The 26,116-nt window shown below is 71.6% G+C and carries 24 protein-coding genes; 13 read left to right on the top strand and 11 right to left on the bottom strand.

Going from position 1 to position 26,116, the window contains the following annotated elements; translation table 11 throughout:
- Positions 1-115: 115 nt before the first annotated feature.
- From ABZ855_RS46630 to ABZ855_RS46600, 7 genes are all read left to right on the top strand, one after another.
- The gene (locus ABZ855_RS46630; RefSeq protein WP_360819601.1) at positions 116-1,036 is read left to right on the top strand and encodes an alpha/beta fold hydrolase; all 921 of its coding nucleotides are present in this window, start codon (positions 116-118) and stop codon (positions 1,034-1,036) included.
- A gap of 17 nt (positions 1,037-1,053) precedes the next feature.
- The gene (locus ABZ855_RS46625; protein ID WP_360819598.1) at positions 1,054-1,965 is read left to right on the top strand and encodes a metal-dependent hydrolase; all 912 of its coding nucleotides are present in this window, start codon (positions 1,054-1,056) and stop codon (positions 1,963-1,965) included.
- Between the two features lie 23 nt (positions 1,966-1,988).
- A complete protein-coding gene (locus ABZ855_RS46620) occupies positions 1,989-3,119 on the top strand; it encodes a PDR/VanB family oxidoreductase (protein WP_360819595.1) in 1,131 nt (376 codons plus the stop codon).
- A gap of 60 nt (positions 3,120-3,179) precedes the next feature.
- On the top strand, positions 3,180-4,295 hold the full coding sequence (locus ABZ855_RS46615) for a DUF5937 family protein (protein WP_360819592.1): 1,116 nt from the start codon (positions 3,180-3,182) through the stop codon (positions 4,293-4,295).
- A gap of 52 nt (positions 4,296-4,347) precedes the next feature.
- Positions 4,348-5,604 (top strand): MFS transporter, encoded by a 1,257-nt coding sequence (locus ABZ855_RS46610; protein ID WP_360819590.1) that lies wholly within the window; start codon positions 4,348-4,350, stop codon positions 5,602-5,604.
- A 287-nt stretch (positions 5,605-5,891) separates the two neighbouring features.
- Positions 5,892-6,791, top strand: a complete 900-nt coding sequence (locus tag ABZ855_RS46605) for a hypothetical protein (protein ID WP_360819587.1) — start codon at positions 5,892-5,894, stop codon at positions 6,789-6,791.
- Between the two features lie 120 nt (positions 6,792-6,911).
- Positions 6,912-7,805 (top strand): alpha/beta fold hydrolase, encoded by an 894-nt coding sequence (locus ABZ855_RS46600; protein WP_360819585.1) that lies wholly within the window; start codon positions 6,912-6,914, stop codon positions 7,803-7,805.
- A 251-nt stretch (positions 7,806-8,056) separates the two neighbouring features.
- Here ABZ855_RS46600 and ABZ855_RS46595 read toward each other — a convergent pair whose 3' ends face one another.
- Positions 8,057-8,191, bottom strand: a complete 135-nt coding sequence (locus ABZ855_RS46595) for a hypothetical protein (RefSeq protein ID WP_360819582.1) — start codon at positions 8,189-8,191, stop codon at positions 8,057-8,059.
- Positions 8,192-8,328: 137 nt separating this feature from the next.
- On the opposite strand from ABZ855_RS46595, the gene ABZ855_RS46590 reads away from it, so the two are divergent.
- Positions 8,329-8,916, top strand: coding sequence for a class I SAM-dependent methyltransferase (locus tag ABZ855_RS46590; RefSeq protein ID WP_360819579.1), 588 nt, complete (start codon positions 8,329-8,331; stop codon positions 8,914-8,916).
- Between the two features lie 16 nt (positions 8,917-8,932).
- On the opposite strand, the gene ABZ855_RS46585 is transcribed toward ABZ855_RS46590, so the two are convergent.
- Together ABZ855_RS46585 and ABZ855_RS46580 are read right to left on the bottom strand one after the other, a co-directional pair.
- Positions 8,933-9,451: a DUF402 domain-containing protein gene (locus tag ABZ855_RS46585; protein WP_360819576.1), complete on the bottom strand. Its 519-nt coding sequence runs from the start codon at positions 9,449-9,451 to the stop codon at positions 8,933-8,935.
- A complete protein-coding gene (locus ABZ855_RS46580; RefSeq protein ID WP_360819573.1) occupies positions 9,432-10,361 on the bottom strand; it encodes a GNAT family N-acetyltransferase in 930 nt (309 codons plus the stop codon). The genes ABZ855_RS46585 and ABZ855_RS46580 overlap by 20 nt, the downstream gene beginning before the upstream one ends.
- A gap of 71 nt (positions 10,362-10,432) precedes the next feature.
- Here ABZ855_RS46580 and ABZ855_RS46575 point away from each other — a divergent pair, with 71 nt between their 5' ends.
- Positions 10,433-10,804, top strand: a complete 372-nt coding sequence (locus tag ABZ855_RS46575) for a GntR family transcriptional regulator (RefSeq protein WP_360819570.1) — start codon at positions 10,433-10,435, stop codon at positions 10,802-10,804.
- A 13-nt stretch (positions 10,805-10,817) separates the two neighbouring features.
- Here the strand turns inward: ABZ855_RS46575 and ABZ855_RS46570 are convergent, their stop codons facing one another.
- From ABZ855_RS46570 to ABZ855_RS46560, 3 genes are all read right to left on the bottom strand, one after another.
- Positions 10,818-11,678 (bottom strand): DUF72 domain-containing protein, encoded by an 861-nt coding sequence (locus tag ABZ855_RS46570; protein ID WP_360819568.1) that lies wholly within the window; start codon positions 11,676-11,678, stop codon positions 10,818-10,820.
- Positions 11,679-11,693: 15 nt separating this feature from the next.
- Entirely contained in the window at positions 11,694-12,788 is a 1,095-nt protein-coding gene (locus tag ABZ855_RS46565) for a DUF5925 domain-containing protein (protein ID WP_360819565.1), read from the bottom strand.
- 190 nt (positions 12,789-12,978) lie between these two features.
- Positions 12,979-14,190 carry a S8 family peptidase gene (locus ABZ855_RS46560; RefSeq protein WP_360819562.1) on the bottom strand — a complete coding sequence of 404 codons (1,212 nt, stop codon included), beginning with the start codon at positions 14,188-14,190 and terminating at the stop codon, positions 12,979-12,981.
- A gap of 312 nt (positions 14,191-14,502) precedes the next feature.
- On the opposite strand from ABZ855_RS46560, the gene ABZ855_RS46555 reads away from it, so the two are divergent.
- Positions 14,503-15,309, top strand: a complete 807-nt coding sequence (locus ABZ855_RS46555; RefSeq protein WP_360819559.1) for an SGNH/GDSL hydrolase family protein — start codon at positions 14,503-14,505, stop codon at positions 15,307-15,309.
- A 42-nt stretch (positions 15,310-15,351) separates the two neighbouring features.
- Here ABZ855_RS46555 and ABZ855_RS46550 read toward each other — a convergent pair whose 3' ends face one another.
- From ABZ855_RS46550 to ABZ855_RS46535, 4 genes are all read right to left on the bottom strand, one after another.
- Positions 15,352-17,016 (bottom strand): serine/threonine-protein kinase, encoded by a 1,665-nt coding sequence (locus tag ABZ855_RS46550; RefSeq protein ID WP_360819556.1) that lies wholly within the window; start codon positions 17,014-17,016, stop codon positions 15,352-15,354.
- Positions 17,017-17,131: 115 nt separating this feature from the next.
- Positions 17,132-18,943 carry a nickel transporter gene (locus ABZ855_RS46545; protein WP_360819553.1) on the bottom strand — a complete coding sequence of 604 codons (1,812 nt, stop codon included), beginning with the start codon at positions 18,941-18,943 and terminating at the stop codon, positions 17,132-17,134.
- Entirely contained in the window at positions 18,940-20,949 is a 2,010-nt protein-coding gene (locus tag ABZ855_RS46540) for a tetratricopeptide repeat protein (RefSeq protein WP_360819550.1), read from the bottom strand. The genes ABZ855_RS46545 and ABZ855_RS46540 overlap by 4 nt, the downstream gene beginning before the upstream one ends.
- A gap of 152 nt (positions 20,950-21,101) precedes the next feature.
- Complete coding sequence (locus ABZ855_RS46535) at positions 21,102-22,640, bottom strand: DUF4331 domain-containing protein (protein ID WP_360819547.1); 1,539 nt, start codon at positions 22,638-22,640, stop codon at positions 21,102-21,104.
- A gap of 237 nt (positions 22,641-22,877) precedes the next feature.
- Between ABZ855_RS46535 and ABZ855_RS46530 the strand changes: the two genes are divergently transcribed.
- The 3 genes from ABZ855_RS46530 to ABZ855_RS46520 all read left to right on the top strand — a co-directional run bounded on the left by ABZ855_RS46530 (position 22,878) and on the right by ABZ855_RS46520 (position 24,676).
- On the top strand, positions 22,878-23,420 hold the full coding sequence (locus ABZ855_RS46530; protein WP_307631175.1) for a sigma-70 family RNA polymerase sigma factor: 543 nt from the start codon (positions 22,878-22,880) through the stop codon (positions 23,418-23,420).
- A complete protein-coding gene (locus ABZ855_RS46525; protein WP_360819544.1) occupies positions 23,417-24,280 on the top strand; it encodes an anti-sigma factor in 864 nt (287 codons plus the stop codon). The genes ABZ855_RS46530 and ABZ855_RS46525 overlap by 4 nt, the downstream gene beginning before the upstream one ends.
- A 126-nt stretch (positions 24,281-24,406) precedes the next feature.
- A complete protein-coding gene (locus tag ABZ855_RS46520; RefSeq protein WP_319207573.1) occupies positions 24,407-24,676 on the top strand; it encodes a hypothetical protein in 270 nt (89 codons plus the stop codon).
- Between the two features lie 72 nt (positions 24,677-24,748).
- Here the strand turns inward: ABZ855_RS46520 and ABZ855_RS46515 are convergent, their stop codons facing one another.
- Positions 24,749-25,951 (bottom strand): CaiB/BaiF CoA-transferase family protein, encoded by a 1,203-nt coding sequence (locus ABZ855_RS46515; protein ID WP_360819541.1) that lies wholly within the window; start codon positions 25,949-25,951, stop codon positions 24,749-24,751.
- Positions 25,952-26,116: the final 165 nt, after the last annotated feature.

Here is a 26,116-nt window from a genome sequence, read left to right as displayed (position 1 = left end):
TGCAGATCCTGCCCTCCTCGGAGCTGGCGACCTTCAAGCGGCACTGGCCGGTGCGGCCCAGCTTCTTCCACGGCGGTCTGAACTACGGCGAACTGACGCCTGCCGACGGTGGCCGGTGACCGGCCCGGCCGCCCGCCGGATCGCCGTGGACGGCGCCGACGGCGTGGAGTTGGCCGCCTACCAGTGGGGAGTGTCCACGGCCCCCGCGGTGGTGCTGGTCCACGGCTATCCGGACACCAGCGCCGTGTGGCACCCCGTCGCCGAGCGCCTGGCCGACCGCTTCCACGTCACCGCCTTCGACGTGCGGGGAGCCGGCGCCTCCCACCGGCCCAGGGGTCTGCGCGCCTACCGGATGTCCCGCCTGGAGGCCGACCTGGAGGCGGTTCTCGACGCGGTGAGCCCCGACCGCCCGGTGCACCTGGTCGGACACGACTGGGGATCGATCCACTCCTGGGAGTCGGTCACCGGCACCCGCCTGGCCGGGCGGATCGCCTCGTTCACCTCCATCTCCGGCCCCTGCCTGGACCACGTCGGCCATCTGATCCGGGCCCGCGTCCGGCCACGGCATCCGGACCTGCCGAGGATGCTGCGGCAGGGCGTACGGTCCTGGTACATCGCCTTCTTTCACCTTCCCCTCCTGCCCGCCCTGACGTGGAGAGCGCTGGGGCACCGCTGGCGCGGCTTCCTCACCGGATCCCAGGGCATGCCCGGGCCCACCGCCTATCCCGCGCCGACGCTGGTCCGTGACGCCGTGTCCGGCATCGCGCTCTACCGCGCCAACATGCTGCCCCGCCTGCTGCGTCCCCGGGACCGGCCGACCACCGTCCCGGTCCAACTCATCATCCCCACGCGCGACTTCTGCGTCCGCCCGGTGCTGTCGTACGGCGTGGAGCGCTGGACGCGCCAGCTGCAACGGCGCCCGATCGACGCCGGGCACTGGGTACAGCTCAGCCACCCCGAGGAGGTCGCGGCCCGGATCGCGGAATTCGCCGACCGCACCGAAGACCGCTCCCACTCCCCGCACTTCGACCGCTGACGGAAGAGGAACCTGTCATGTTCCGAGCCGCACGTGCCCACCAGCAGAGTCCGTCCGAGCCCGTCGACCACCACGACCTGGTGTTACGACCCCGGGACGTCACCTTCGACTGGAGCGCCACCCCGCTGCACTGGCTGCCGGGTGAGCCCTTCGCGACCCACACCTTCGATGTGCTCCACCTCATGCTCCCCGAACTCGAACGCTGGTTCGTGCGCACCTTCGAGCAGGCACTGCCACTGATCACCGACGACCGGCTGCGCGAGGACGTACGCGGCTTCATCGGCCAGGAAGCGATGCACGCCGAGGCGCACCAGGAGGTCCTGGAGCACCTGCTCTCCAAGGGGCTGGACCCCGCTCCGTACACCCTGCAGTCCGAATGGATCTTCCGCAGGGTGCTCGGAGACCGGCCGGAGCTGACGCCGGCCGCCGCCCACGCACACCTCCTCCAACGGCTCGCCCTCATAGCCGCGTTCGAGCACTTCACCGCGTACATGGGCCACTGGATTCTCAGCAACGAGCACCTCGACCAGGCCGGCGCGGACCCCGCGATGCTCGATCTGTTCCGCTGGCACGGCGCGGAGGAGGTCGAACACCGTTCGGTCGCGTTCGACCTGCTGGTGCACCTCGATCCCCGGTACCGGCGCCGAGTGGCCGGCATGCTCGTCACCGCTCCGGTGCTGACCCGGCTGTGGATCCGCGGAGTCCGCTTCCTGATGAGCGCCGACCCCGAACTCGACGATCGGGTCAAGGTCCGCTTCCGCGACTTCCTGGCCGCGGCACGCAAGGACCTGATGCCCCCGCCGGGCGAGTTCACCCGCTCGGTGCTGCGCTACTTCCGCCCCGGCTACCACCCGACCCAGGAGGGCTCGACCCAGCAGGCGGTCGCCTACCTGGCGGCGTCCCCCGCCGCCCGAGCGGCCGCCCGGTGAGCCGGCGACCAGTGAGGCACCCCATGGACATCAGCACACCCGTCACCCGGCCGCCGGACCTGTACGGCAGACCGCGCGGCGACTCCTTCATGCAGAAGCTGGCGGCTTTCAGCGACCACGCGGTCACGCGCCTCGCGCGGCGCGCCACTCCTCCCTGGCGCCCGTCTGCCACCGAGACGCCCGTGGTCCGGGAACTGGTGGTCGCCACCAGGCGCCAGGAGGCGGAGGACGTCGTCTCCCTGCGGCTGGAAGCACCCGACGGGGCGATACTCCCGCCCTGGCAGCCCGGCGCCCACCTCGAACTGCGCCTGCCCTCCGGCCGCAAGCGGCAGTACTCGCTGTGCGGCGACCCCGCCGACCGGTACCGGTACCGCATCGCGGTGCGCCGTATCGCCGGCGGCGGAGGCGGTTCGGCCGAGGTGCACGACGCCCTCGGAGAGGGTGCGCGGGTTGCCGTCACCCCGCCCCGCAACGCCTTCCCCTTCGCCGCCGAAGCGTCCGTCCTGCTCGTCGCGGGCGGCATCGGCATCACCCCGATCCTGCCGATGGCCCGGGAAGCCGCCCGACGCGGGCTGGACTGGAGGCTCGTGCACACCGGCCGCAGCCGCGCCTCGATGCCCTTCGCGGCAGAGCTGGCCGAACTCGCGGCCGCAGCCGCAGACTCCGGCAGGGTCTTCATCCGCCCTGACGACGAGTCCGGCGTGCCCGAAGCAGCCGAGCTGTTGAGCTTGAGCCCGGCAGCGGGCGCGGTGTACTGCTGCGGGCCCGCGCCCATGATCGACGGCGTCCGGCGCGCGTTCGGTGCCAGCGGCGCCTCAGCCCTGCACTACGAGCGGTTCGCCCCGCCCCCGATCACGGACGGCCGTCCCTTCGAACTCCAGCTGGGCGACACCGGACCGGTTCTGCCGGTGCCGTACGACCGCTCCGCCCTGGATGTTCTCCACGAGGCCCTGCCGGACCTGCCGTTCTCCTGCCGCCAGGGGTTCTGCGGCACCTGCCGGGTACAGGTGGCCCTGGGCCAGGTCGACCATCGTGACCGTCGCCTCACGGCCACCGAACGTGCGGAGGGCGCCATGCTGCCCTGCGTCTCGCGCGCACCGGAGGGGGAGCGGTTGGTGCTGGAGGTGTACCCGTACGCACAGCGGCTCTCGTGAATTGATCTCTCGCGCGGCAGGCTCCCGCCGGGGGCGGCGGACGGGCGAGGATGACGAGTCATGACGATCGTGTTCAGGGTGCCCGCCGGTGGTGCGGAGCGGGTGGGGTTCGCCTACTCGCCCGCGATGGAAGCCGTACTGAGCCTTCATGTGCTGGTGGAGCCCAAGCACCACCCCGTCCAGCACGGCTGGGTACGCGCGATGCGCAAACTGTCGCCGGCGCTGAAGCGGGAGATCGAGGCGTTCTCCTACGCGGTGCGCTCGTATTTCCCCGAGTTCCTCTTTCCGCGGCCGACCGGAGGGCTCGCGGACTTCGCCGACGAGCTGGCCGGCCTGCGTACGGCGGACCCGGAGCTGGCCCGGCTGGAGTTCGCCGTCCCGCTGCTGTCGCCGTGGCCGGGCGGCGGCGCGGGCAGGGATCCGCACGCGCTGCGGGACCCCGGCGTACGCGGCCTGCTGCGGGAGCGCGTCGCACGGGTGAGCGACGAGACGATGGCCGCGATGCTCCTCGACGACCCTCGCGCACTCCTCGAGAGGTTCCTGAGCATGCTGGAACGCTACTGGCGGGAGGCGTTCGAGGAGGAATGGGCCAGAATCGAACCGGAACTGGCCGCCGGGGTGAGCGAGGCCGGGCACCAGATCGAACAGCGCGGACTGTACGGCATGCTCCGCGGCCTGTGGCCGGAGGTGCGCAGCGACCGGCAGGCCGAACGCTTCTGGCTGGAGCGCCCGCACGACCACGAGGTCACCATCGGCCCTGACGACACCCTGCTGCTCGCCCCCAGCACCTATGTGTGGCCGCACGTACGGGTCAACTGCGACGGCCCCTGGCCCCTCGGCCTCGTCTTCCCCGTCTCGTCGATCGCCCGGGAGGCCCGCCCCAGGATTCCGCCCGCCCAGCTCGTCGGCACGCTCCGCGCGCTCGCCGACGACACCCGCCTGCGCGCCCTCCGCCTGATCGCCGAACGCCCGCGCAGCACCCAGGAGTTGGCCCCGCTCGTCGGCGTCAGCGAGGCCGCCCTGTCCAAGCACCTGCGCGTCCTGACGGAGGCGGGCCTGCTCGAACGCCGCCGCGAGGGCTACTACGTCCTGTACCGGCTCCTGCCCCAGCAGGTGGCGGGTCTCGCTCCCGGCCTGGAGAGCTTTCTGCACGACGCCGCCGACCCCGTTGATTAGCCATCTGCCTAATAAGTGGATCAGTGGCGGCCGAGATCCGACAGTGAACGGCATGTCACTGCTTCGGGACCGCGATTTCCTGCTCCTCTTCGCCGGTCAGGCCGCCTCACGCTTCGGCGACGGCCTGTACACCGCCGCGACCGCCTGGCTGGCCTGGTCGCTGACGAAGGACCCGACGGCCGTCGCCGTGGTCAGCGTGGCCGCGTTCGCGCCCACGTTCCTCGCCACGTTCGTGTCCGCCTCGTACGCCGACCGCTACGACCGCCGGAAGCTGATGATCGCCACCGATCTGGCCCGGGTCGCCGTGGTGGCGGTGGCCGTGCTGTTGCTCTCCCTCGGCCTGCTGGGCCTGCCCCTGCTCGTGGTGACCACGGCCCTGCTGGCCCTGATCGGCGCCCCGTTCGCCCCGGCCCGCAACGCCATCGTCACGCAGATCGTCCCGGCCGACCGTCTGCAGCAGGCCAACGGGCTTCTGCAAGTCGCCTTCCGGGCCGCCTTCTTCGTCGGCCCGCTCATGCTCGCCCCGCTGCTGGCCCACGGCTCACTGCGAGCGGCTCTGCTGGTCAACGGCCTGACCTTCCTGGCCTCGGCGGGCGCCGTGGCCGCGATCCGCGTGACCCGCCCCGTCCTGGCCGCCGGGCCGGTGGGGCTGCGGGCCGATCTCGCCGCCGGGCTGAGGGCCGTGCGCGAGGCTCCTGATGTGCTCGTGGCGATGGTGACCTTCGTCCTCGCCCTCGTCCTGACCAGCGGTTTCCTGACGGTGGGGCTGGTCGCCGTGGTGGGCCAGGGGGGCCGCTACGGCCTGCTACTGGGCGTCGCCGGGGTCGCGGAAGTGGCGGGGGCGCTCCTGCTGGCCGGCCTGCGGATGCGCGGACTCGCCCTGGTGGCGGTGCTGGCCTGGATCCCGCTCGCGATCTTCCGCGCGCCGCTCGGAATCGTCACCTCCACGGCCGGGGCCGCGGTGCTCCTGGTCGCCACCGGGCTGGCCTCGGCCCTCACGGACATCCCGCTGATCGCGCTGGTGCAGCAACGCATACCGGGCCACCATCTGGCGAAGGCGCTGGGTCTGTGGGAGGCCGGAGTGGCGGGAGCGCTGGCCGTTTCCCCCTTCGTGGCCTCGACCACCATCGCACTCACCGGAGTCAGGAACGCCTTTCTCCTCTCTGGGGCCGCCCTCGTGGTTGTGGCCCTGACCGCAGCGTTCGCCCTGACCCGCACAGCCGCAGCACGGCGGCGCGGCCACTCGCGCCTCGGCCTGCGCGGTTCCGAGGCCGAACAACCCACACGTGCACCGGAGTCCGCCCGATAGCCGGCCAGCCGTGCGCCCCTACTGACGCGGCTCCTCCTCGGGGGAGGCGGAGTCCGTGTCAGGGGTCTCCTCGGCCGCCACTGAAGCCACTGTCGTCCGTACGGCGGGTGCCGTCGTGACTTAAATGCGGGACTCCGAGGCGGGCGACGACTCGGGCGCAGTGTCGGACACCGGTTCCGGGGCCGGCGTGTCCTTCGCCGGCCGGCCGATGACGCCGAGGCTCAAGTCCGCTTCGGTCACATCCAGATGTCCGTGGGGCGCGAAATGAAGGTGTGACCGTCCTCTGCGTGCGCTTCGAACTGCCACCGCCCATGCGCGAGACCCGCTTGCCGCAACTCCTCACACTGCTGAGCGAGTTCACGCCCGTCGTCGAGGCGCTGCCGCCCGACGGAGCGCTGCTGGGACCGTACGACGGCATGCGGAAGTCGAAGCGGGACGCCGTGGAGTTGGCGGCGGCGATCCGTGCGCGGTCCCTGTCCCGGTGCGGGATCGACTGTGCGGTGGGGATCGGGCCCGGGCCCACCCTGGCCCGGTTCGCCCTGTACGAAGCCGCTCCTGGAGTTCCTCGGCTCCTGCCCCAACAGCCGCATGTCGTCGCGGAGTTGATCGCATCGCGCGCCGTAGACACCCTCCCCGGAATCGCCGGCGCCACCGCCCGCGCCCTCCACGTCCACGGGCTCGACACCCTCGGCCGGGTCGCCGCGGCGCCGCTGTCCCTCCTGTGCCGCCTCGTCGGTACGGAGGTCGGTCGCGACCTGCGCGAGAAGGCCTCCGGCGTCGACCGCGGGCGGGTGGTGCCGAACCTCCACCAGGCCCGCTGTCTGACCGCCGAACGCGTGGTGTCCGTACCGGAATGTCATCGCGCGGTTCTGCGCGCCGCGGCCCATGAACTCGGCACCAGGCTCCACGCCTTGGGGAAGGCGTGCCGCACGCTCACCCTCACCCTGAGCTACGCCGACCACCCCGCGGAGACCCGCAGCCGCCCGCTCGGGAAGCCGACCGCCGACTCCGCCGCACTCATCCGCGCCGCTCGTGCGATGGACGAGACGCTCACCCCGCAGCCTGCCCGAGTGAGCGGACTCGCCCTGCACGCCAAGGAGTTGGAAGGAGTCGGCGTCGGTCGAAACCGGGTCCGGGAGCGGCGGCCCATTATCACAGTCACCGGCCATGCCGAAAGTTTTTACTGACGCGTAACTTCCCAGATTGTGCTACTCGCTCGTAACTTGACGAGTGAACAGCATCCTCGTGATCCGGATCACAGGGCGTAGAGCCGTCGCAACTCCCTTGAGCCGCAAGGAGATCACTCGATGCTGCCCTGGAAACGCGCACTCAGACCCCTCGCCGCGCTCCTGCTGGCCGCCGCGGCCACCGTCGCGCCCGTCGCCACCACCGCGCACGCGGAAACCCCCACCGACCAGGCCGAATCCGCCGCGCTGACCACGAACGGCGGCTGGAACGACTACTCCTGCAGGCCGTCCGCCGCCCACCCCCGCCCCGTCGTCCTCGTCCACGGCACCTTCGCCAACGGGATCGACAACTGGCTCACCCTCGCGCCGTATCTGAAGAACCGCGGCTACTGCGTCTTCTCCCTCGACTACGGCCAACTGCCCGGCGTCCCCCTCTTCTACGGCCTCGGGCCCATCGACAAGTCGGCCGGACAGCTCGCCTCCTTCGTCGACAAGGTGCTCGCGGCGACCGGCGCGAGCGAGACCGACCTCGTCGGTCACTCACAGGGCGGCATGATGCCCCGCTACTACCTCAAGTTCCTCGGAGGCGCCGCCGAGGTGCACACCTTCGTCGGTATCGCGCCCAGCAATCACGGCACCACCCTGAACGGGCTCACCAACCTGCTGAAGTACTTCCCCGGGGCCGAGGACCTGCTCTCCACGGCCACCCCGGCTCTCGCAGACCAGGTGGCGGGGTCCGCCTTCCTCGCCAAGCTCAACGCGGGCGGCGACACCGTCCCGGGAGTCCGCTACACGGTCCTCGCCACCCGGTACGACGAGGTGGTCACGCCGTACCGCAGCCAGTTCCTGACCGGCTCCGACGTACACAACGTCCTGATCCAGGACCTCTGTCCGCTGGACCTCTCCGAACACGCCGCCGTCGGGCTGCTCGACCGGATCGTGTTCCACGAGGTGACCAACGCCCTGGACCCGGCCCACGCCACCGAGACCACCTGTCTGTCGGCGATCGGCTGACCCCGGCCGGAGAGTCTCCGCCGGGGTCTGGCCGGCCTGAGCCGCCGGTCAGACCCCGGCAAACTCAGTGGCAGTACGGCCGATCCGGGGCGATCACCAAACTAGCCCCGGATTTCCGCGAAATCGCCTGCTGAAGGCAGGTGGGAGCGATCCTTATGGTCGGCTTAAGGAAGGGTTCGGACTGCGCTCAGGCAACGGCCGCGACGCAACGGCGCCCAGCCGCACCGACGCTGTACGCCCACGGGCGGCGCTCAGCCGTCGGGCCACCAGGTGCGTGCGATGTCCTTACGGACCTCGGGACGCTCGGTGGGGCGTTCGTCGGCTTTTTCCCGCACCCTGCGGGCGTCCGACTTCCTCAGGGGCTTCTGCACGGTTATGCGGCGCATGGCTGCCTCCTTCGGTCTACCGGGTTCCGCGTTTTCACGGAGATAGACCATTCCCGGGAGGGTGACTCATCGGCGCGGGTCTGTCAGTGGCGGCCGTCACGATTCGATTGTCAGTGGCGGGTGTCACTCTTGGCCCCATGAACGACACCGACTGGGACGCGGAAGCGGCCACCTTCGACGACGAACCCGACCACGGCCTGCGCGACCCGGCCGTGCGAGAAGCCTGGGCCGCCCGGCTGCGGACCTGGCTGCCCGAGCGCCCCTCCGACGTCCTCGACCTGGGCTGCGGCACCGGCAGCCTGTCGCTCCTCGCGGCCGAGCAGGGACACCGCGTCACCGGCGTGGACCTGTCCCGCTCCATGGTCGAGCGGGCCAGGAGCAAGCTCGCCGGCCGCGACGCCGTGTTCCTGGTCGGCGACGCGGGGGCGCCGCCGGTGGGGGAGGAGCGCTTCGACGTCGTGCTCGTACGGCACGTCCTGTGGACCCTGCCCGACCCCGCGCGCGTGCTGCGCCACTGGCGCGGCCTGCTCCGGGCCGGCGGCCGCATGGTGCTGGTCGAGGGCGTGTGGGGGACGGTCAGCCCGGCCGGCATACCCGCCGACACACTCACCGCGCTGCTCACGCCCCTCGCCGCGGACGTACAGGTGGAGCGGCTGTCCGGCGACGCCAGGCTGTGGGGGCGCGAGGTCGAGGACGAGCGGTACGCGGTACTGGCCGGCACCTGACCGCGCCGGCGCCCGTTCAGGCGAGCAGCTTCTCGAAGCCGCCCTCGCGCGCCAGCGACTCCAGCTCGTCGAGAGCCGCCACGGCGGCCGACGCGGCCGGCGGGTCCGACCGCGCCAGCCCGCTCTCCGCGAACTCGTCCTCGTCCAGCCGCCGTACGTCCGTGCCGTCGGCGGAGCGCCACAGGTCGAGGTCGAGATCCTCGACGACCAGCTCGTTGCCGGCGAGTGTGGCGGGGCGGGCGATGTCGCAGTACCAGCCCTTCAGCGTGCCCGCCGCGTCACGCACCTCCTTCACCGAGTACCAGCGGTCCCGCCAGTAGTACTCGGTGAACACGTCACCGGGTTCGAAGCGGACGAAGCCGAAGTCGCGGACCCCGTCGCCGGCCCAGGCGGCCCGTACGGCGAGGCGTGTGCCGTCGTCGTGCAGCAGCTCGGCCGGGTAACTGATCTTCGTACGGCCGCCCTTGACCAGGACGACGTTCACCATGGGCGCGGATGGGGAGCGCGGCGCGGCCTCAGACGAGTTCGCGGACATATCGCACCTCCGTCGCGCAGATCTCATAGCCGAACCACTTGTTGATGGCGATCATCGGGCCGTTCCCGGCGTCGTTGCCCGTCAGGGCCTGCGTGCACCCGGCGGCGCGGGCGCGGTGCAGGGAGTCGTTCTTGGCGAGCTTCGCGAGGCCGCGGCCACGGAACTCGCGGGCGGTGCCGGTCATCACGGTGCCGTAGCGGGTGGACCCGTCGGTACGGGCCGCGCTGAACGCGACCGGGCGGCCGTCGACGACCGCGACCGAGGTCAGCTCGGGGCTGAACAGGGGGTGCTGCCAGGTCTCGCGGAGCCAGGCCTCGTAGTCGGTGAACTCGTAGTCCACGTCGCTCGGTTCGTCCGACGACACCTCCGCGTCCAGGTCGAACAGCGGGCGCGGGTCGGCGGCGAAGTCGGAGGCCGGGACGATCTCGACCCCGGGCGGAGGGTCCTGGAGCGGAGGCAGTTCGCGGTTCGCCATGTCCAGGAGGAGGAAGTGCGCGCTGCGGCTGGCACGGTAGCCGTGGCGCTCGGCGAAGGCGCGGTTGTCGGGGGCGTCCAGCACCCAGGCGAAGGACTTCGTCACCCCGGCGGCGGCGAGGTGCTGTTCGGCGGTGCGGACGAGGAGCGTGCCCGCGCCGCGCCGCAGGTGCTCCGGGTGCACGTACACGTTGACGAACCCCTGGCCGGGCTCCGCGCTGTCGTGGACGACACCGGTCTGGGCCGTGCCGATGACCTCGCCGTCCTCCTCGGCGACCAGCGCCTGGAAGCGGGCGTCGGGGTGGGTGTGCGCGATGTCGTACGCGGTGCTCTCCGCGTTGGACAGGATGAAGGGCAGGGCGATGCGCCGGACGTGGGCGAAGGCCGCCACGCCGGCTCGGTCTTCGGGACGCAGGGCGCGCACGGTCGGTGTCATGAACTCGGACGCTACGCGGGGAGGTACGGCGGGTGCCTCCTATTTTCCGGCCCGTGCGGGACAATCGCCGCGTGACCCTGAAGATCCGCATCGACGACAGCGCGCCCCCCTACGAGCAGGTGCGCGCCCAGATCTCCGAGCAGGCCCGCGCCGGGACGCTGCCGGTGGGGTACCGGCTGCCCACCGTGCGGGGGCTCGCCGAGTCGCTCGGGCTCGCTGCGAACACGGTCGCCAAGGCGTACCGGGCGCTGGAGGCGGACGGGGTGATCGAGACGCGGGGCCGCAACGGAACGCTCGTCGCCGCAGCGGGCTCGGCGGCGGAGCGGGAGGCGGCGGTCGCCGCGCAGGGTTACGCGGAGCGGGTCCGGCGACTGGGGCTGGGGTCCGCGGAGGCACTCGACGCCGTACGGGACGCCCTGCGGGCGGCTTACGGGGAGGGGTGAACGAGGAAGCACTTCAGCCGGTGCCCGGGTGCTTGGGTTTTCCGGTGCGGCACCCGGAGCTGCCGGCTGTGCCCACCCGTTCCGCCCCAGCGGAACGACTGCCCACAGCCGGGCGGGTGGTGCCCGGTGTCCGGGTGACCTGCAGGCCCTTTGCCCGTGCCGCCCTCGCGAACTCCGTCGCGTCCTCCACCGCCGCCCCCGTCGGGTCGTTGTTGAAGTACGCGTACACGTCCTGGCCCTCTGGCCATGCCTCGGCGATCCGGTCGGCCCATGTCCTCAGGGACTGCCGGCCGTAGTGCGGCCACGCGCGGGCGCGGCCCACGTGGAAGCGGACGTAACCCCAGTCGGTGGTGCGCCACAGCGGGGTCACCGGGCGGGACCGCACGTCGGCCCAGCACAGCGCGGCGCTGCGGGCTTCCAGCACCTCGCGCACATCGCCGGTCCACCAGGAGTCGTGGCGCGGCTCGACGGCGATCCGGGTGCCGGCCGGGAAGCGGGTCAGGCAGTAGTCCAGCAGACCGGGGTCGCAGCGCAGGGTCGGCGGCAGCTGGAGCAGGACCGGGCCGAGCCGGTCGCCCAGGCCCGCCGCGTGGCTCATCAGGCGGTGCACCGGCTCCTCGGGGTCCCGCAGCCGCTTGATGTGCGTCAGAAAGCGGCTGGCCTTGACCGTGACGACGAAGTCCGGCGGGGTCCGCTCCCGCCAGGTCTCGAAGGTCTCCCGGGTCGGCAGCCGGTAGAAGGCGTTGTTGATCTCGACCGTCGCGAAGCGCGCCGCGTACTCCTCCAGCCACAGCCTGGAGGGGCAACCGGTCGGGTAGAGGACGCCCCGCCAGTCCTTGTACTGCCACCCCGACGTACCGACGAACAGGGTCATACCTTCATGAAACCACTACAGGTACAGCCCTGCGTCCGCGCTCTCCCTGGGATCCGGCACCGAGGTCGGGCTGGTTCCCCTGCGCAGGGCGTACAGCTCGGCCAGGGTCGCGCCCTCCCGGGCGATCCCCTCCTCGGTGCCCAGCCAGGTCGTCGCCTCCCGGCGCGTGAGCGGGCCCACCTCGATACGGGCCAGACAGCGGCCGGGGCGGACGACGGCCGGGTGCAGGCGCTCCAGGTCCTCGTTGGTCGTCACGCCCACCAGGACGTTGCGGCCCTGGCCGAGGAGACCGTCGGTCAGGTTCAGCAGGCGGGAGAGGGCCTGGCCCGCCGTGTGCTTCGCCTCGCCCCTGATCAGTTCGTCGCAGTCCTCCAGGAGGAGCAGACGCCAGCGGCCCTTGCCCGTGCCGTCCTCCTCACCGATCGCGATGTCCATCAGATAGCCGACGTCGGAGAACAGCCGTTCGGGATCCAGGACGCAGTCCACCTGACACCAGTCCCGCCAGGCACGGGCCAGCGTGCGCAGCGCGGACGTCTTGCCGGTGCCCGGCGGGCCGTGGAGCAGCAGCAGCCGGCCCGCGATGTCCTCCGGCGTCGTCTTCATCAGGCCGTCCATCGCGTTCGCCACCGGTGCCGTGTAGTTGGCGCGGACCTCGTCCCACGTACCCGCCGAGATCTGACGGGTCGTGCGGTGCGGGCCCCGGCGCGGGGACACGTACCAGAAGCCCATCGTGACGTCCTCCGGCTGCGGTTCGGGCTCGTCCGCCGCACCCTCCGTCGCCCGGTCGACGACCTTCGCGGCCAGCTCGGGGGAGGTCGCCGTCACCGTGACGTCGGCACCCCGGTTCCAGCGGGACACCAGCAGGGTCCAGCCGTCGCCCTCCGCGAGAGTGGTGCTGCGGTCGTCGTCGCGCGCGGCGCGCAGAACGCGGGCGTCCGACGGGAGAAGCGTCGCCCCGGACCGTACGCGGTCGATGTTCACGGCGTGGGAGTACGGCTGCTCGCCCGTCGCGAAGCGGCCGAGGAACAGCGCGTCGACGACGTCGGACGGGGAGTCGCTGTCGTCGACGTTGAGCCGGATCGGCAACGCGTCGTGTGGGTTCGCAGACATGCCGCCATGATCCGGCACCAGGGCGCCGTGCGCACCCGGTTTCCAGGGTGCGCACGCCGGGGGCCGGCCGTTCCCCGCGACACCTTCCCTATGCGTACACGACGTTCCCCGGAGGCGCCGGCTGCCTCCGGGGAACTGCCGTTCGGTTGGCGCGAGTTACCGCGCCGGGACGGGTGTTACGGAACCGGTGTTACGGGACGAGCCGCAGCAGGCGGTTCGGGGAGCCGGTGCCCGGGCTGGTGACCACGCCGGTGGTGGCACCGCTCGTGAGAGCCGTGGCGACCTGGGCCGGGGTGGCCGAGGTGTGGCCCGCGAGGTAGACGGCGGCCGCGCCCGCGACGTGCGGGGTGGCCATGGACGTACCGGAGATCGTGTTCGTCGCGGTGTCGCTGGTGTTCCAGCCCGCCGTGATCGAGGAACCCGGGGCGAAGATGTCCAGGACCGAGCCGTAGTTGGAGTAGCTGGCCCGGGCGTCCGTGCTGGTGGTGGCGCCGACCGTGATGGCCGCCGCGACGCGCGCGGGGGAGTAGGAGGAGGCGTTGGCGCTGCTGTTGCCCGCCGCGACCGCGTAGGTCACGCCGCTGGCTATGGAGTTGGCGACCGCGTTGTCCAGCGTGGTCGAGGCGCCGCCGCCGAGGGACAGGTTGGCGACCGAGGGGCCGCTGTGGTTCGCGGTCACCCAGTCGATGCCCGCGATGACACCGGCCGTGGTGCCTGAGCCGGCGTTGTCGAGCACCCGGACCGCCACGATCTTCGCCGCCTTGGCGACACCGTAGGTCGAGCCCGCGATGGTGGTGGCGACGTGGGTGCCGTGGCCGTTGCCGTCCTGGGCGACGTTGTCGCCGTCGACGGCGTCGTAGCCGTTGGTGGCCCGGCCGCTGATCTGGGAGTGCGTGATGCGTACGCCGGTGTCGATGACGTACGCCGTCACCCCGGCGCCGGCCGTGTCCGGGTAGGTGTAGGTGCCGGACAGCGGCAGGGCGGCCTGGTCGATGCGGTCGAGGCCCCAGGGGGCGCTGGACTGCGTGGCGTCGACATGCACCGTCTGGTTCTGCTCGACGGTGGCCACCGCGGGGTCGGCGGCGAGTCTGCGGGCCTCGGCCGCGGAGAGGGTCGCCGTGTAGCCGTTCAGCGCCTTGCTGAACGTCTTCCTCACCGTGCCGCCGTACTCGCCGATCAGGTTCTTGCCGGCGCTCGACGCGGCCTTGAGGCCCGCCGTCTTCTTCAGCGTGACGATGTAGCTGTCCTTGACGGCTGTGGGGGAGCCGGCGGCCAGCACCTTGCCCTCGGCGGGTGCCGGGGCGGCCTGGGCGGGGAGCGCGGTGAGTCCGCCGACGAGAGCGGCGGCTGCCACGACGGTGGTCGCGACGGTCCTGATCTTGCTGCTGTGCAGTTGTGCCATGACGAGGGAGTCCTCCTCTGAGGCAGCACACGCCTGGGTGGGGGTGTGCCTGTGGGGGGATGCCCGCTGCTGCGGACACGACCCGGAGCGTCGCGTTCCGCCCCGGGCTGAGGTAAAGACTCGGTCATGGGCGGGAGTTGCTCAAGAGGCCTGACGGTTTGTCACGCGCATGTCATGAGCACGCAACGCGGCGCAACGTGAACACCGTTGATCCGTTCCGGTTCGGCCGGAAAGTCTTGGCATGGACACTTCCATTCAACACGCGTAGTTGATACGAACGTTGAGGCAGAGATCCTGCTAAAGGGAGGTTCCATGAGACGTTCCCGAATTACGGCATACGTGACCTCGCTCCTCCTCGCCGCCGGCATCGCCCTCACCGGGGCCACGTCGGCGCAGGCATCCCAACTCGCCGCCGTCACCGGCTATGTGGCCCTCGGCGACTCCTACTCCTCGGGGGTCGGCGCCGGCGGCTACATCGGCTCCAGCGGCGACTGCAAGCGCAGCACGAAGGCGTACCCGTACCTCTGGGCCGCCGCCCACTCACCCTCCAGCTTCAACTTCACCGCTTGCTCGGGCGCTCGAACGGGTGATGTTCTGGCGAATCAGCTGACCCCGCTCAGCTCCGCCACGGGCCTCGTCTCGATCAGCGTCGGCGGCAACGACGCGGGCTTCGCCGACGTCATGACGACCTGTGTGCTGCAGTCCGACAGCTCCTGCCTCGCCCGCATCAACACCGCGAAGGCATACGTCGACTCGACCCTCCCCGGTCAGCTCGACAGCGTGTACGACGCCATCAGCTCCCGGGCGCCCGCCGCCCATGTGGTCGTCCTGGGCTACCCCCGCTTCTACAAGCTCGGCCAGGCCTGCCTGGGCCTCTCCGAGGCCAAGCGCTCCGCGATCAACGGGGCGTCCGACTACCTGAACAGCGCGCTCGCCAAGCGGGCCGCCGACCACGGCTTCGCCTTCGGTGACGTCAAGTCGGCCTTCACCGGGCATGAGATCTGCTCGGGCAGCTCGTGGCTGCACAGCCTCAACCTGCTCAACATCGGCGAGTCGTACCACCCGACGGCCGCCGGCCAGTCGGGCGGCTACCTCCCGGCGCTCACCAACAACGCCTGACCGGACGTCCGACGCCCCAGGCCCGGTGTTCCACGGCCGGGTTCAGGGCGTGCTCTCGGGAGAGGAGACCCCGTCCGTCGGGGTCTCCGTCTCCGTCTCCGGCTCGCAAGTGACCGAGAACGGCACGGTGTTGGACTTCACGCTCACCGGCTCGCGGACTTCGACGCCGATCGCGTTCCTGATCGTCCCGCTCTTGTCGTACGTCGTCACATAGACCTTGTTCTGCTTGGTCCTGTCGCCGCCCGCCGGGAACGACAGAGTCCGCCAGCCCTGCTCCGGAGCGTCGCCCTTCTCCGTCACCCAGCGGTAGGAGACCTTCGTGGGCACGTTGCCCACCGTGAAGGTCGCCGTGAACCCGGGCGCCTCGGAGTTGGGCGGCGGGCAGGACCCCGAGTAGTCGGTGTCCGAGCCGGTGACCTGGACCGCCACGGTCTGCGCCGGCTGCGAGGTCCTGCCGCCGTCACCGCTGCCCGGAGACCCGCTCTCGTCCTCGGCCGACCTGCTGGGGCTGCTCTTCGGTGAACTCGCGTCACCCGTACCGTCGTTGTTCTGCCCGGCGCTGGTACTGCTGCCCACATCGGCGCCGTTGTCGCCCGTGCCGTTGTCCCGGTTCAGCAGCGCGTACGTCAGTCCGGCCACCGCCAGCGCGACGGCGGCGAGGCCCGCGACCAGGACGGCGGCCGCCCGGCGGTTGCGGTCGGGTTCGGCCGAGCGGGTCCCATAGGTGTCCGACGGAGGGGGCGGCGGAGGCGGGACGGGCCGGGTCGCCGCCGTGGGAACGGGGGTCGGCCGAGGCGGCGTCGTCGGATGCTGCGGAAAAGCCGCCGCGATGGTCGGTGCCGCGTACGGGGCCGTCGGGCCGGTCTCGGCGCGCAGGGTGCCCCCCGCCCCGATGATCCGCAGATCGTGCTCGGCCTGCGCGGCGGCGATCCGCTCGGCCGGATCCTTGCGCAGCAGCCCCTCGATGACGGGCGTGAGTGGACCTGCCCGCCGGGGCGGCGGCAACTCCTCGTCCACGATCGCGCGCAGGGTGCTGAGCGGGGTGTTCTGCCGGAAGGGGGAGTTGCCCTCGACGGCCGCGTACAGCAGCACGCCCAGCGACCACAGGTCCGACTCGGGGCCGGGGGTGCGCCCGAGCGCCCGTTCGGGGGCGAGGAACTCGGGGGAGCCGATGACCTCGCCGGTCATGGTGAGGGCCGAGCTGCCCTCGACGGTCGCGATACCGAAGTCGGTGAGCACGACCCGGCCGTCGTTGGACAGGAGAACGTTGGCCGGTTTCACGTCCCGGTGGAGCACCCCGGCCTCGTGGGCGGCCCGCAGCGCGGAGAGCACCTCGGCACCGATGTGCGCGGCCCGCTGCGGCGGCAGCGGTCCCTCGGCGTCCAGCTGGTCGGCGAGCGAGAGTCCGCGGACCACCTCCATGACGATCCAGGGCCGGCCCCCGTCATTCGCCACGTCGTACACCGTCACGACGTTCCGGTTCGAGACGCGGGCGGCGGCCCAGGCCTCGCGCTCCAGTCGCGCATACAGGCGTTCGATCTCGGAGGTCGGCAGTCCGGCGGGCGCGCGCACCTCCTTGACGGCCACCTCGCGGTGCAGGACCTCGTCGCGGGCCAGCCACACCGTGCCCATACCGCCCTCGCCGAGCGGTGAGAGCAGCCGGTAGCGTCCCGCGATCACACGTTCACTGCCCGGTTGGTCGGACATGAGCGCCCCCTGTCACAGCCGCACGTTCACGGAGTCGATCTCGTCTTTGATCTCGTCTTGGATCTCATCGCACACCGGTTTTCCGCACTCCGCCTGATTTCTTCCCAAAAGTAGCTCAGCTGAATGCGGCTGCCGCCCCCTTGAGCACCAATCCGGCACCCAGTGCGACAACGAGGAACGCGGACGCCAGCGGCGCGGTACGCCGGACGAGTGCGACCAGCGGACCGCCGGCCAGCCCCGGACGCCGGTCCAGCAGCCGGCCCGCCCCGCTGCCCAGCTTCACGACGAGGAACCCGGCGCCGGTGAGGGTGAGCGCCAGGCCGACCCCGTACGCCAGGACGAGCAGGAACCCGAACCAGGCCTTGCCCAGCGCGGCGGCCCCGACCAGCACGACCACGGCCGACGGACTCGGCACGAGCCCACCGGCGAACCCGAGGAGGATCGTGCCCCGCACGGTGGGGGCGATGGCGTGCGTGTGGGTGAAGCCGCCGTGGGTGTGCTCGAGGGTGGTGCCGGAGTGCGCGTGGTCGTGGGTGTGACCGTGGTCGTGTGAGTCCTGGTGGTCGTGGTGGGGGTGCGAGTGATCGTGACCGTGACTGTGATCGTGATCGTGCTGGTGGTCGCGCGCGTGCGTGGGGGCGGCTGCGGGTGCGACGGCGAGGGCGGAAGCCGTGGGGGCCGTCTCCGTGTGCGAGAGTGCGTGCGCCGCGTGGGCGAGGACCAGTTCGCGTTCCGGCGCCTTGTCGGCGACGTGGGTGTGGCTGTGGGGGTGCTCGTGCTCATGGCCATGGTCGTGGTCGTGGGAGTGACCGTGGTCGTGGTCGTGCGAATGGTCATGGTCGTGGGGGTGCGGGTGGGGGTGGGACTGCGCGGCGCGGTGTGCGCGCTGGCGCCAGGACCGGCGTACGAGGGTCAGGCCCGCCCCCGTCACCAGCACGCCGCTCGCCACGCCCAGCCACGCGATCACCGAGGGCGCCGCCGCCGAACCGGCCGTCACCAGCAGGCCCAGGGCGACCACGCCCAGTGTGTGGGTGACCGTGACCGACGCGGCCAGCGGCATGACGTCGCGCAGGCGGGCCCTGCCGCCCCGGGCGGCGGCCGAGGCCGCCATCAGGGTCTTGCCGTGGCCCGGGCCGAGCGCGTGCATCGCGCCGAGGAAGACCGCGATGACCAGGGCCAGCGCGGCGAAGCCGATCGTGAGGTCGTGCCGGGCCACCAGGGAGTCCAGCGCGCGCGTCCAGCGGTCGGCGCCGCGCGGCAGCACGGAGGAGGCCGGCGCGTCCTTCCCGCCGTCCTCGACAAGGGCCGGGCCACCCGCGCGCACCCGCAGGGCGGCCGACGGGGTGTCTGCCGGAGAGGACAGCAACTCCTGCGGGTAGCTGGTGAGTTCACCGGAGACCGACTTCTTCGGTACGTCGGACCGGGCGAGCGTCATCCGGTCGCCGCGCGCGGTGATCTCCCGCCAGCCGGGGCCCGACTCGGTGCCCGCGCTGTGGAAGCCGAGGGAGACGGTGTCCCCTTCGGCGACCTCGGGGAGTGCGGCCGTGAGCGCGCACTCCACGCGCAGGGTGTTCAGGCCCGCCTGACCGGGCCGCGTGCTCGCCTTGGCGCTGCCGACGGAGAGCGCGACGGTACGCCCGGCCACGGTGACCTTGCTGCCCTGCGCGGCGGTCGCACACCGCTGCCCGGCCCACTCGGTCAGCCCCAGCTTCTCGATGTCGGGCTTGGCCTGGGTCGCCGGGATCTCGGCGAGGTCCTCTACATGCGCGACCCGCAGCTGTCCCGGGGCGACCACGAGACCGTCGTACCGGTTGACGGTGAAGTTGCCGAGCGGATGGGCGCTCGCGGCCTGGGCGGGCGCCAGCACGAGCGCGCAGACGGCCGTGAACAGGGCGGCGCCCGAGGCGGCCGCACGACGGGGCTTCACTTCGCCGCCTCCAGGGACTTGAGAGCCGTACGGGCCTTGCGGGCGCCCAACGGGGAGAAACCGGGGTTGAGTTCGAGGGCGGCGGAGAGCGAGGCGCGGGCTTCCTTGGCGTGGCCCGTGGCCTGCTCGATCATGCCGCGGTGGTAGAGGAAGGAGGCGTTGCGGTAGCCGGTCGCGGTGGCGCGGCGGGCGTAGGGGAGCGCCTCCTCGTCCTTGCCGTTGACGTGCAGGGCCCACGCGAGGGCGTCGGCCGTGTGCACGGTCTCGCGGCGGTCCCACTCGGCGCGGGCCGCGCGCAGCGCCGACTTCCGGTCGCCGTGGTCGGCGGCGGCGAGCGCGGTGTCCAGGTCGGCGTTGACGCCGTTGGCGCGGGCGATGGCCGTCCAGGCGTTGACGAGCGCGTACTGGTCGCGCGCCTTCGCCAAGTCGCCGTCGCCGGCCCGGACTTCGTACAGCTCGCCGAGTTCGACCAGCGGGCCGGGCAGCGGATAGCGGGAGACGACGTCCTCCATGCCCTTGATCGCACCGGCCCGGTCGCCGTCGGCGAACTGGGCGCGGGAGCGGCCCTCCAGCGCCGGAAGGTAGGCGTCGTCGGCGGCGAGGGCACGGGCGTAGAACTCCAGGGCGGACTTGTACTCGCCCTGGTTCCAGGCGAGTTGGCCGAGCGCGGTGGCCACGTACGCGATGTCCCCGCGCGAGGTGGCGGAGTTGAGCGCCTGCTCCAGCACACGCCGTGCGGTTTTGACATCGCCGCGCAGCTCACGCACGTACGCGTACCGGGTGAAGACAGGCACCCCGGGCCGCTTGGCGTCGGCCTCGTCGGTGGCCTTCAACGCCTCGTCGTAGCGCCCGAGTTCGACGAGGGCGTCGATACGGGTGGACAGGGCGCGCTCGCTGTAGGGGTTCTGCGCGAGGGCCTGGTCCGAGTACTTGAGGGCGCCGGGGAAGTCATGGCGGGCGGCGGCGAGGGCGGCGCGCCCGGCGAGGGCGGGGTCGTTGTCGGGCTCCACCTCGAGGGACCGGTTCAGGGCCTGCTGGGCCTGCGGGTACCGGGAGGGGTCGCCCTTGGTGCGGGCCTGCTCCACATAGGCGAGCCCGAGGGTGGCCCAGCTGCCGAAGTCCTTGGGCTGCGCCCGGAGATGGGCCTGGAGAGAGGCGATGCTGGCGTCGAGGTTGCCGCTCGCGAGCAGCGCGGGTGACATCGCGGCGGGCGCGGACGGGACGCTGGCGGTCCCGCCCCCGTCCCGGACGGCCCCCAGCACCATGGCCCCGCCGGTGAACGCCACCGCCAACGCGACGGCACAGGCCCCGAGTTGCACAGCCCGCCACCGCCGCGACGACTCCCCGACCCGCCGAACAGCGACGATCCGCTCGTCCCCGCTTCCTCCCGGGCCGGGAACCGCGGGTGCGTTGCCGGGGCCGTCGACGAGGTCTCCGGAGCCGCCTTGGCCGTCGGCCCGAGTGGCGATCGGCGCACTCGTCCGGGCTTCGTCGGCTTCACCGGCGCCGGCCGGGGCCGCGGTCCGCGCGGCGCCCTCGTGCCCGGCGTCCGCGCCGGCCGGAGACACGTCGGCCTCGGACGCGCCCGGCGTCTCGGCCACGTGGCTCGCCGGTGTGTCGCGCGGCGCGTCCTTCCGGGCTTCGCCCGGAGTGGCAGCGTGCGGGATGTTCCTGGGGTCGGCGTCCGCGCCATCCGGGGCGGCCTCGGTCCCGGGCATGCCCGGTGTCCTGGCCGCGCCGCTCGCCGGTGCGGTGCGCGCCGCACCCGCCTGGGCTTCCCCCGCTCCGGCCGGGGCGGCACTGCGTGTGGCGTCCTCGGGTTCGGGTGTGGCTGAGGTCTTCGTCGGGGCGGCCGGAGTGGTGCCGGGCAGGGTGTTCTCGTGTTGCCCGGCGTTCGCGGCGTCCGCGAACGGCGCCGTCTCGGGTGTGGTCGTTGCCCCCGGGGTGGCGGTCGGCCGGGTGCTGTGCTCACTGGCCGGTGCGTTGTCGTTCGTACGCGGGGGCATGCCCTCTCCTTGTGTTGCCTGGGCGGGTCAGTTGTGCGGACACCCGGGTGGGGCCGGGTGTCGACGGGTGTGCGGCGCGGCCCGCGCCGTGGGGGATGGATACGAGCGGGCCGCGCCAGCTGGTGGGGGTGGGGTGAGGGAGGGACAGCGGGTCAGTACGCCCGGTTCCGCATGTTCCGCCGCCACCACACGACGCCGGCGAAGATCAGCAGGAACCCGGCCGCACCGGCCGCCGCAGAACCGGCGATCAGCATGGTGTCGGTGCCACCGGCGGTGCCGGCGGGCTGCAGCGCGTCACCGAGCTGGCTGCGGACGTCGTTGGTGCCGCTGGTGCCCTTGGCGAGCGGGCCACGCGAACCCTCGGTCGGCAGAGCCACGTACGGGAAGTACTTCTCGAAGTTCTTGTCGTTCTTGTCGACCGCGTCGCCGAGGTCGTTCTTCGCGCCGAGCAGCTCACCCTCGACGACCTGCAGCGAGGCGTCGATCACATCGTCCGTGAGGCGACGGCCGTTCGGGAAGCCCGCGGTGTCACCGTCGAGGACGCCGAGACGCTTGGGGTGCATGTTCGGGGCGATCGAGGTGTTGAGACGCAGTTCCTCGGCCGGGGTGACGTACGGAGGCTGGTTGAGGCCCTTCACACCCTTGAGGAAGACATCGACCAGGTCGTTGCGCGGCTCCTTGGGCGCCGGGATCTTGTAGATCGCCTCGATGAGCTTCGGCAGCTCGGGGTTGGTCACGTTCTTCAGGAACTGGGCGTCCTGCCACGGCGAGGACGCGTTGAACTTGTCCTTGTCCTTGATGGGGTTGACGACCTCGTTGACCAGCGGCATGCCCAGCCGCGAGACCTGCGAGTAGTAGCCGCCGGCGTTCAGACGCTGGGTCGTCGACCAGATACCGACGACCGGCTGCTTCGACGACTCCGCGATCATGTGCGTCGGCACCTGGAGCGCGATCGTGTTGACGTTGTAGCCCTTGAGCGTGTCGTTGCCGACCTCGGAGAGGTTCCCGCCGTACAGCAGGTCGAAGACACGCAGGTCCGCGAAGAACGGGTCGTCGGCCTGGCCGGCGAACGTCGTCGAACCGTTCGTCAGCTTGTGGATCGCCTGGTCGCGCAGCTTCTTGTAGTTCGGCATCGACGCCTTGCCGACGTTCGACGGAGCGACCGGCACATCGTCGGCGATCTTCGTCTTCGACACGACGCGCTGGTTCTTGAGCTTGATCAGCTCGATGTCGTACGTCTGCGTGACGTTGAGGTCCGGGTCGTACAGGCTGTCCACCGCACCCGTGTTGTACAGGAACGACTTCTTGTTCTTCACATGCGTCTTGAAGGTGTAGCGGAACAGCAGGTCGCCCTGCGCGTCACCGTTGTTGTCGATGTGCAGGTCGTACTGGGCGTCCTCGGCGAACTGGTAGAAGTTCGGGCCGCCGCCCGGCTCCTCGAACGGGATCCAGTTCGCGACGATCGTCGTCGTGTCCTTCTTGTCCGGGCTCACGAACGCGTACAGGTCCGTGTTGTCGAACTGGGGCGTGCCCGAGATCAGCGGAGCCTCGCGGTGGCTGGAGGCGGAAGCCTTACCCGGTACGAGCGCGGTGACGCCGGCGGACGCGAGCCCCCCGGCGGCCAGCGCGCCACAGATGAGGGTCGCGATGCTCCTGCGCCGCGCGCCGCCCTTGGAGATGGTTGTCGTCATTCCGTCCGTCCTCACCGTGTCAACTTGCCTGACGACGGGGATTCGGAGCCCTCGCGGAGGCGGATTGGTCGATCCTGAAAACTTTTTCAAAGATGTTTGGGAGGCGACCGAACCGCGTTTCGAGGGCAGTTGATCCGTACCCATCCGCAGGCACGTCCGCTACGGATAACTAAGGTGACGGTGACAAGCGTGATGGAGCGGGGAGGGGCCGTGTGCGGCCATAGAGAGGGGACGCGGGTGGGAGCGGACGAGCTTCTGGTTCTCGTGGCCGGGGGAGACCAGAAGGCCTTCGAAGAGCTGTACGGGATCGTGTCCGGGCCGGTGTTCGGACTGGTGCGGCGCGTGGTGCGGGACCCGGCACAGTCGGAGGAGGTGTCCCAGGAGGTCCTGCTCGAACTCTGGCGCTCGTCACCGCGCTTCGACCCCAGGAAGGGCAGCGCCCTGTCCTGGATACTCACGCTCGCGCACCGCCGGGCCGTCGACCGGGTACGCAGTGCCCGCGCGGCCGGCGAGCGCGAGCAGCGCGAGGCCCAGCGCTCCCACCGGCCCGCCTTCGACCACGTGGCGGAAGAGGTCGAGGCCGGGATGGAACGCGAATGGGTGCGCCGTTGCCTGGACCGGCTGACCACCCTGCAACGCCAGTCGGTCACCCTCGCCTACTACGAGGGCTACACGTACCGTGAAGTGGCGGAGCAACTCTCGCTCCCGCTGGGCACGGTGAAAACTCGGATGCGCGACGGACTGACCCGACTGCGCGAATGCCTGGGAGGTGTCGCATGAGCGCGCTCGGCAGACTGTTCCGCCGCGAGGATCTCCACTCCCTCGCCGCCCCCTACGCCCTCGACGCCCTCGACCCCGACGAGCGGCGCCGTTTCGAGAAGCACCTGTCCCGCTGCGACGCCTGCACCGCCGAGGTGCGCCTGCTGTCCGAGGACGCGGTCCGGCTGGCCTGGTCCACGGCGGCGCCGCCCCCGTTCGCCATGCGCGACCGGGTCCTGTCCGCGATCCGCGCGACCCCCCAGGAGTCCCCGGGCCAGTCCGCGGCCCACTCCCCGGCACGCGCCCCCGGACGCTCGGCCGAACCGCCCCGCAGGCGCAGCCACCAACTCCCGGCACATGTCTGGGGCACCGAACCGCTGCCGCCGGTCCGCCGTGCGCCCCGCATGCGCCCTCTGTTCGCCCCGCTCGCCACACTCACGGCGGCGGCCGCCCTCGCCGTCGCCGCGCTGTTCGCCGTCCAGAACGCGCAGACCCAGGACAAGCTGGACACCGCGCAGGCCCAGGCACGTGAGATTGCCGACGTTCTGTCCGCTCCCGACGCGCGATCGACCACCGACCGGGACGCGCGGGGCCAGGGAATCACCGCGATCGCCTCCGCCTCCGAGGGGCGCGCGGTGGTGACCCTCAGTGGATACGGGGAACTGCCGAGCGACCGCGTGCACCAGTTGTGGCTCATGCGCCCTGATGTGCAACCACGCTCCCTGGGACTCTTCAAGGGCGACACGCCCTTGGTCGCGACCGGTCTCGACAAAACGGCCACATCACTCGCTGTGACCGTCGAACCCGACGGAGGCTCAGAACAGCCCACCAGTGCACCAGTTGTCCAACTCGCCCTGGAATCGGTTGGATTCGGAGAGTAATCAGCGAGGAGTCGTCAACACCCTTGTGGGGAAGGTGAATCCTGTGACCGAGATACACGAGTGCCCCGAGGGAGCGATAGGGTTAACCTGCCCGGGCCGGGTGGACTCGTACGGGTGGGGAGAGACATGGAACAGATAACGATGCACAGCAGGGCGCGCGTCCCTGCGATCACGTGCGGGAGCAGCGCGACCAAGGCGCGCCTCGACCGCCATCTCTCGGTGCTGTCGGGACCCGCCGTCCCGCAGCGGGAGACGGCGGAGGCGACCTCGCTGATGCTTGAACTGACCTCGCGGGACACCGTGAAGCAGCGCAGCGAAGTCGGCAAGCGTGTGAGCCGGCTCTCGCTCTTCGCCCCGCTGCGTCGTCTGAGCCGCACCCTGTTCGGAGGGCGCTGAGCGACCGTGACGGCGTCCCCGCGCCGTCCACCGGCCGGCTGATCGCCGTCCGGTCGTTGTCAGGGCCCGCGCTCAGGCGGCCACACCGTCCCGGCGCAGTGCTGCGATCTCCTCGCCCGTCATCCCCACGGCACGCAGCACCGCATCGGTGTGCTCCCCGAGCACGGGCACATCACCCATCCGCGCCTCATCCCCGCCCGGCAGCGTGATGGGGGGCAGCAGCGCACGCAACGGCCCCACCGGTGAGCCCACTTCCCGCCACCGGTCCCGGGCCGCGAACTGCGGATGCTCCGCCACCTCCGGTACGTCCCTCAGCCGCGCGCACGCGATCCCGGCGCCGTCCAGCCGCGCCACGGCCTCGTCGGCGTCCAGCACACCGAGGGCCACGGCCACATGCGAATCCGTCAGCTCCCGGTTCGCGACCCGCGCCGCGTTCGTCGCGAACGCCGGGTCGGACCCCAACTCGGGTTTCCCCAGCACCTGTTCGGCCAGCCGCCGCCACTCGCGGTCGTTCTGCACCGACAGCAGCACCCGCCCGCCGTCCGCCGTCGCGTAGGCGTCGTACGGGGCGATGACGGAGTGCGCGAGGCCGGTGCGCGCCGGGGGAGTGCCGTCGTGCATCGCGTGGTGGAGGGGGTGCCCCATCCACTCGGCGAGCGCGTCCAGCATCGACACCTCCACCGGCCCGCCCCGCCCCGTCACACCCCGGCGTACGAGCGCCGCGAGCACCCCCGAGAACGCGTACATGCCGGCCGCGATGTCCGCCGCCGGGATCCCGGCCTTCACCGGCTGCTCCGGCGTCCCGGTCACCGACACCAGGCCCGCCTCGCACTGCACGAGCATGTCGTACGCCCGCTTTCCGGCGTACGGGCCCGAGGCCCCGTACCCCGAGATGTCCACGGCCACCAGCCGGGGGTGCGCGGCGCACAGGGTGGCGGCGTCGAGGCCCAGGCGGGCGGCGGCGCCCTGGGCGAGGTTCTGCACGAACACGTCTGCGTCGGCGAGGAGCCGCCGTACGATGGCGAGTCCGCGGGGGTCCTTGACGTCGAGGGCGAGGGATTCCTTGCCTCGGTTGCACCACACGAAGTGGGAGGCGAGGCCGTGGGCGGCGGTGTCGTAGTGGCGGGCGAAGTCGCCGCCGTCGACGCGTTCGATCTTGATGACGCGGGCGCCGAGGTCGGCGAGGTGACGGGTGGCGAAGGGGGCGGCGACGGCTTGTTCGAGGGCGAGGACGGTGAGGCCGGTGAGGGGGAGGGGTTCCATGCGGTCGATCATGCCGGGTTTCCTCGCCCCCGCCGCCCTTACCCGTCCCATCCCTGGGGGCTGCCGCCCCCAGACCCCCGCTTTCGGCCTGAACGGCCTCGTCCTCAAACGCCGGACGGGCTAAAAATTAGCCCCTCCGGCGTTTGAGGAGCGGGGGTTCGGGGGCAGCGCCCCCGA

Source organism: Streptomyces sp. NPDC047042, assembly GCF_040644035.1.
In the GTDB taxonomy this organism is placed as follows: domain Bacteria; phylum Actinomycetota; class Actinomycetes; order Streptomycetales; family Streptomycetaceae; genus Streptomyces.
This window is presented reverse-complemented; position numbering and strand designations above follow the sequence as displayed.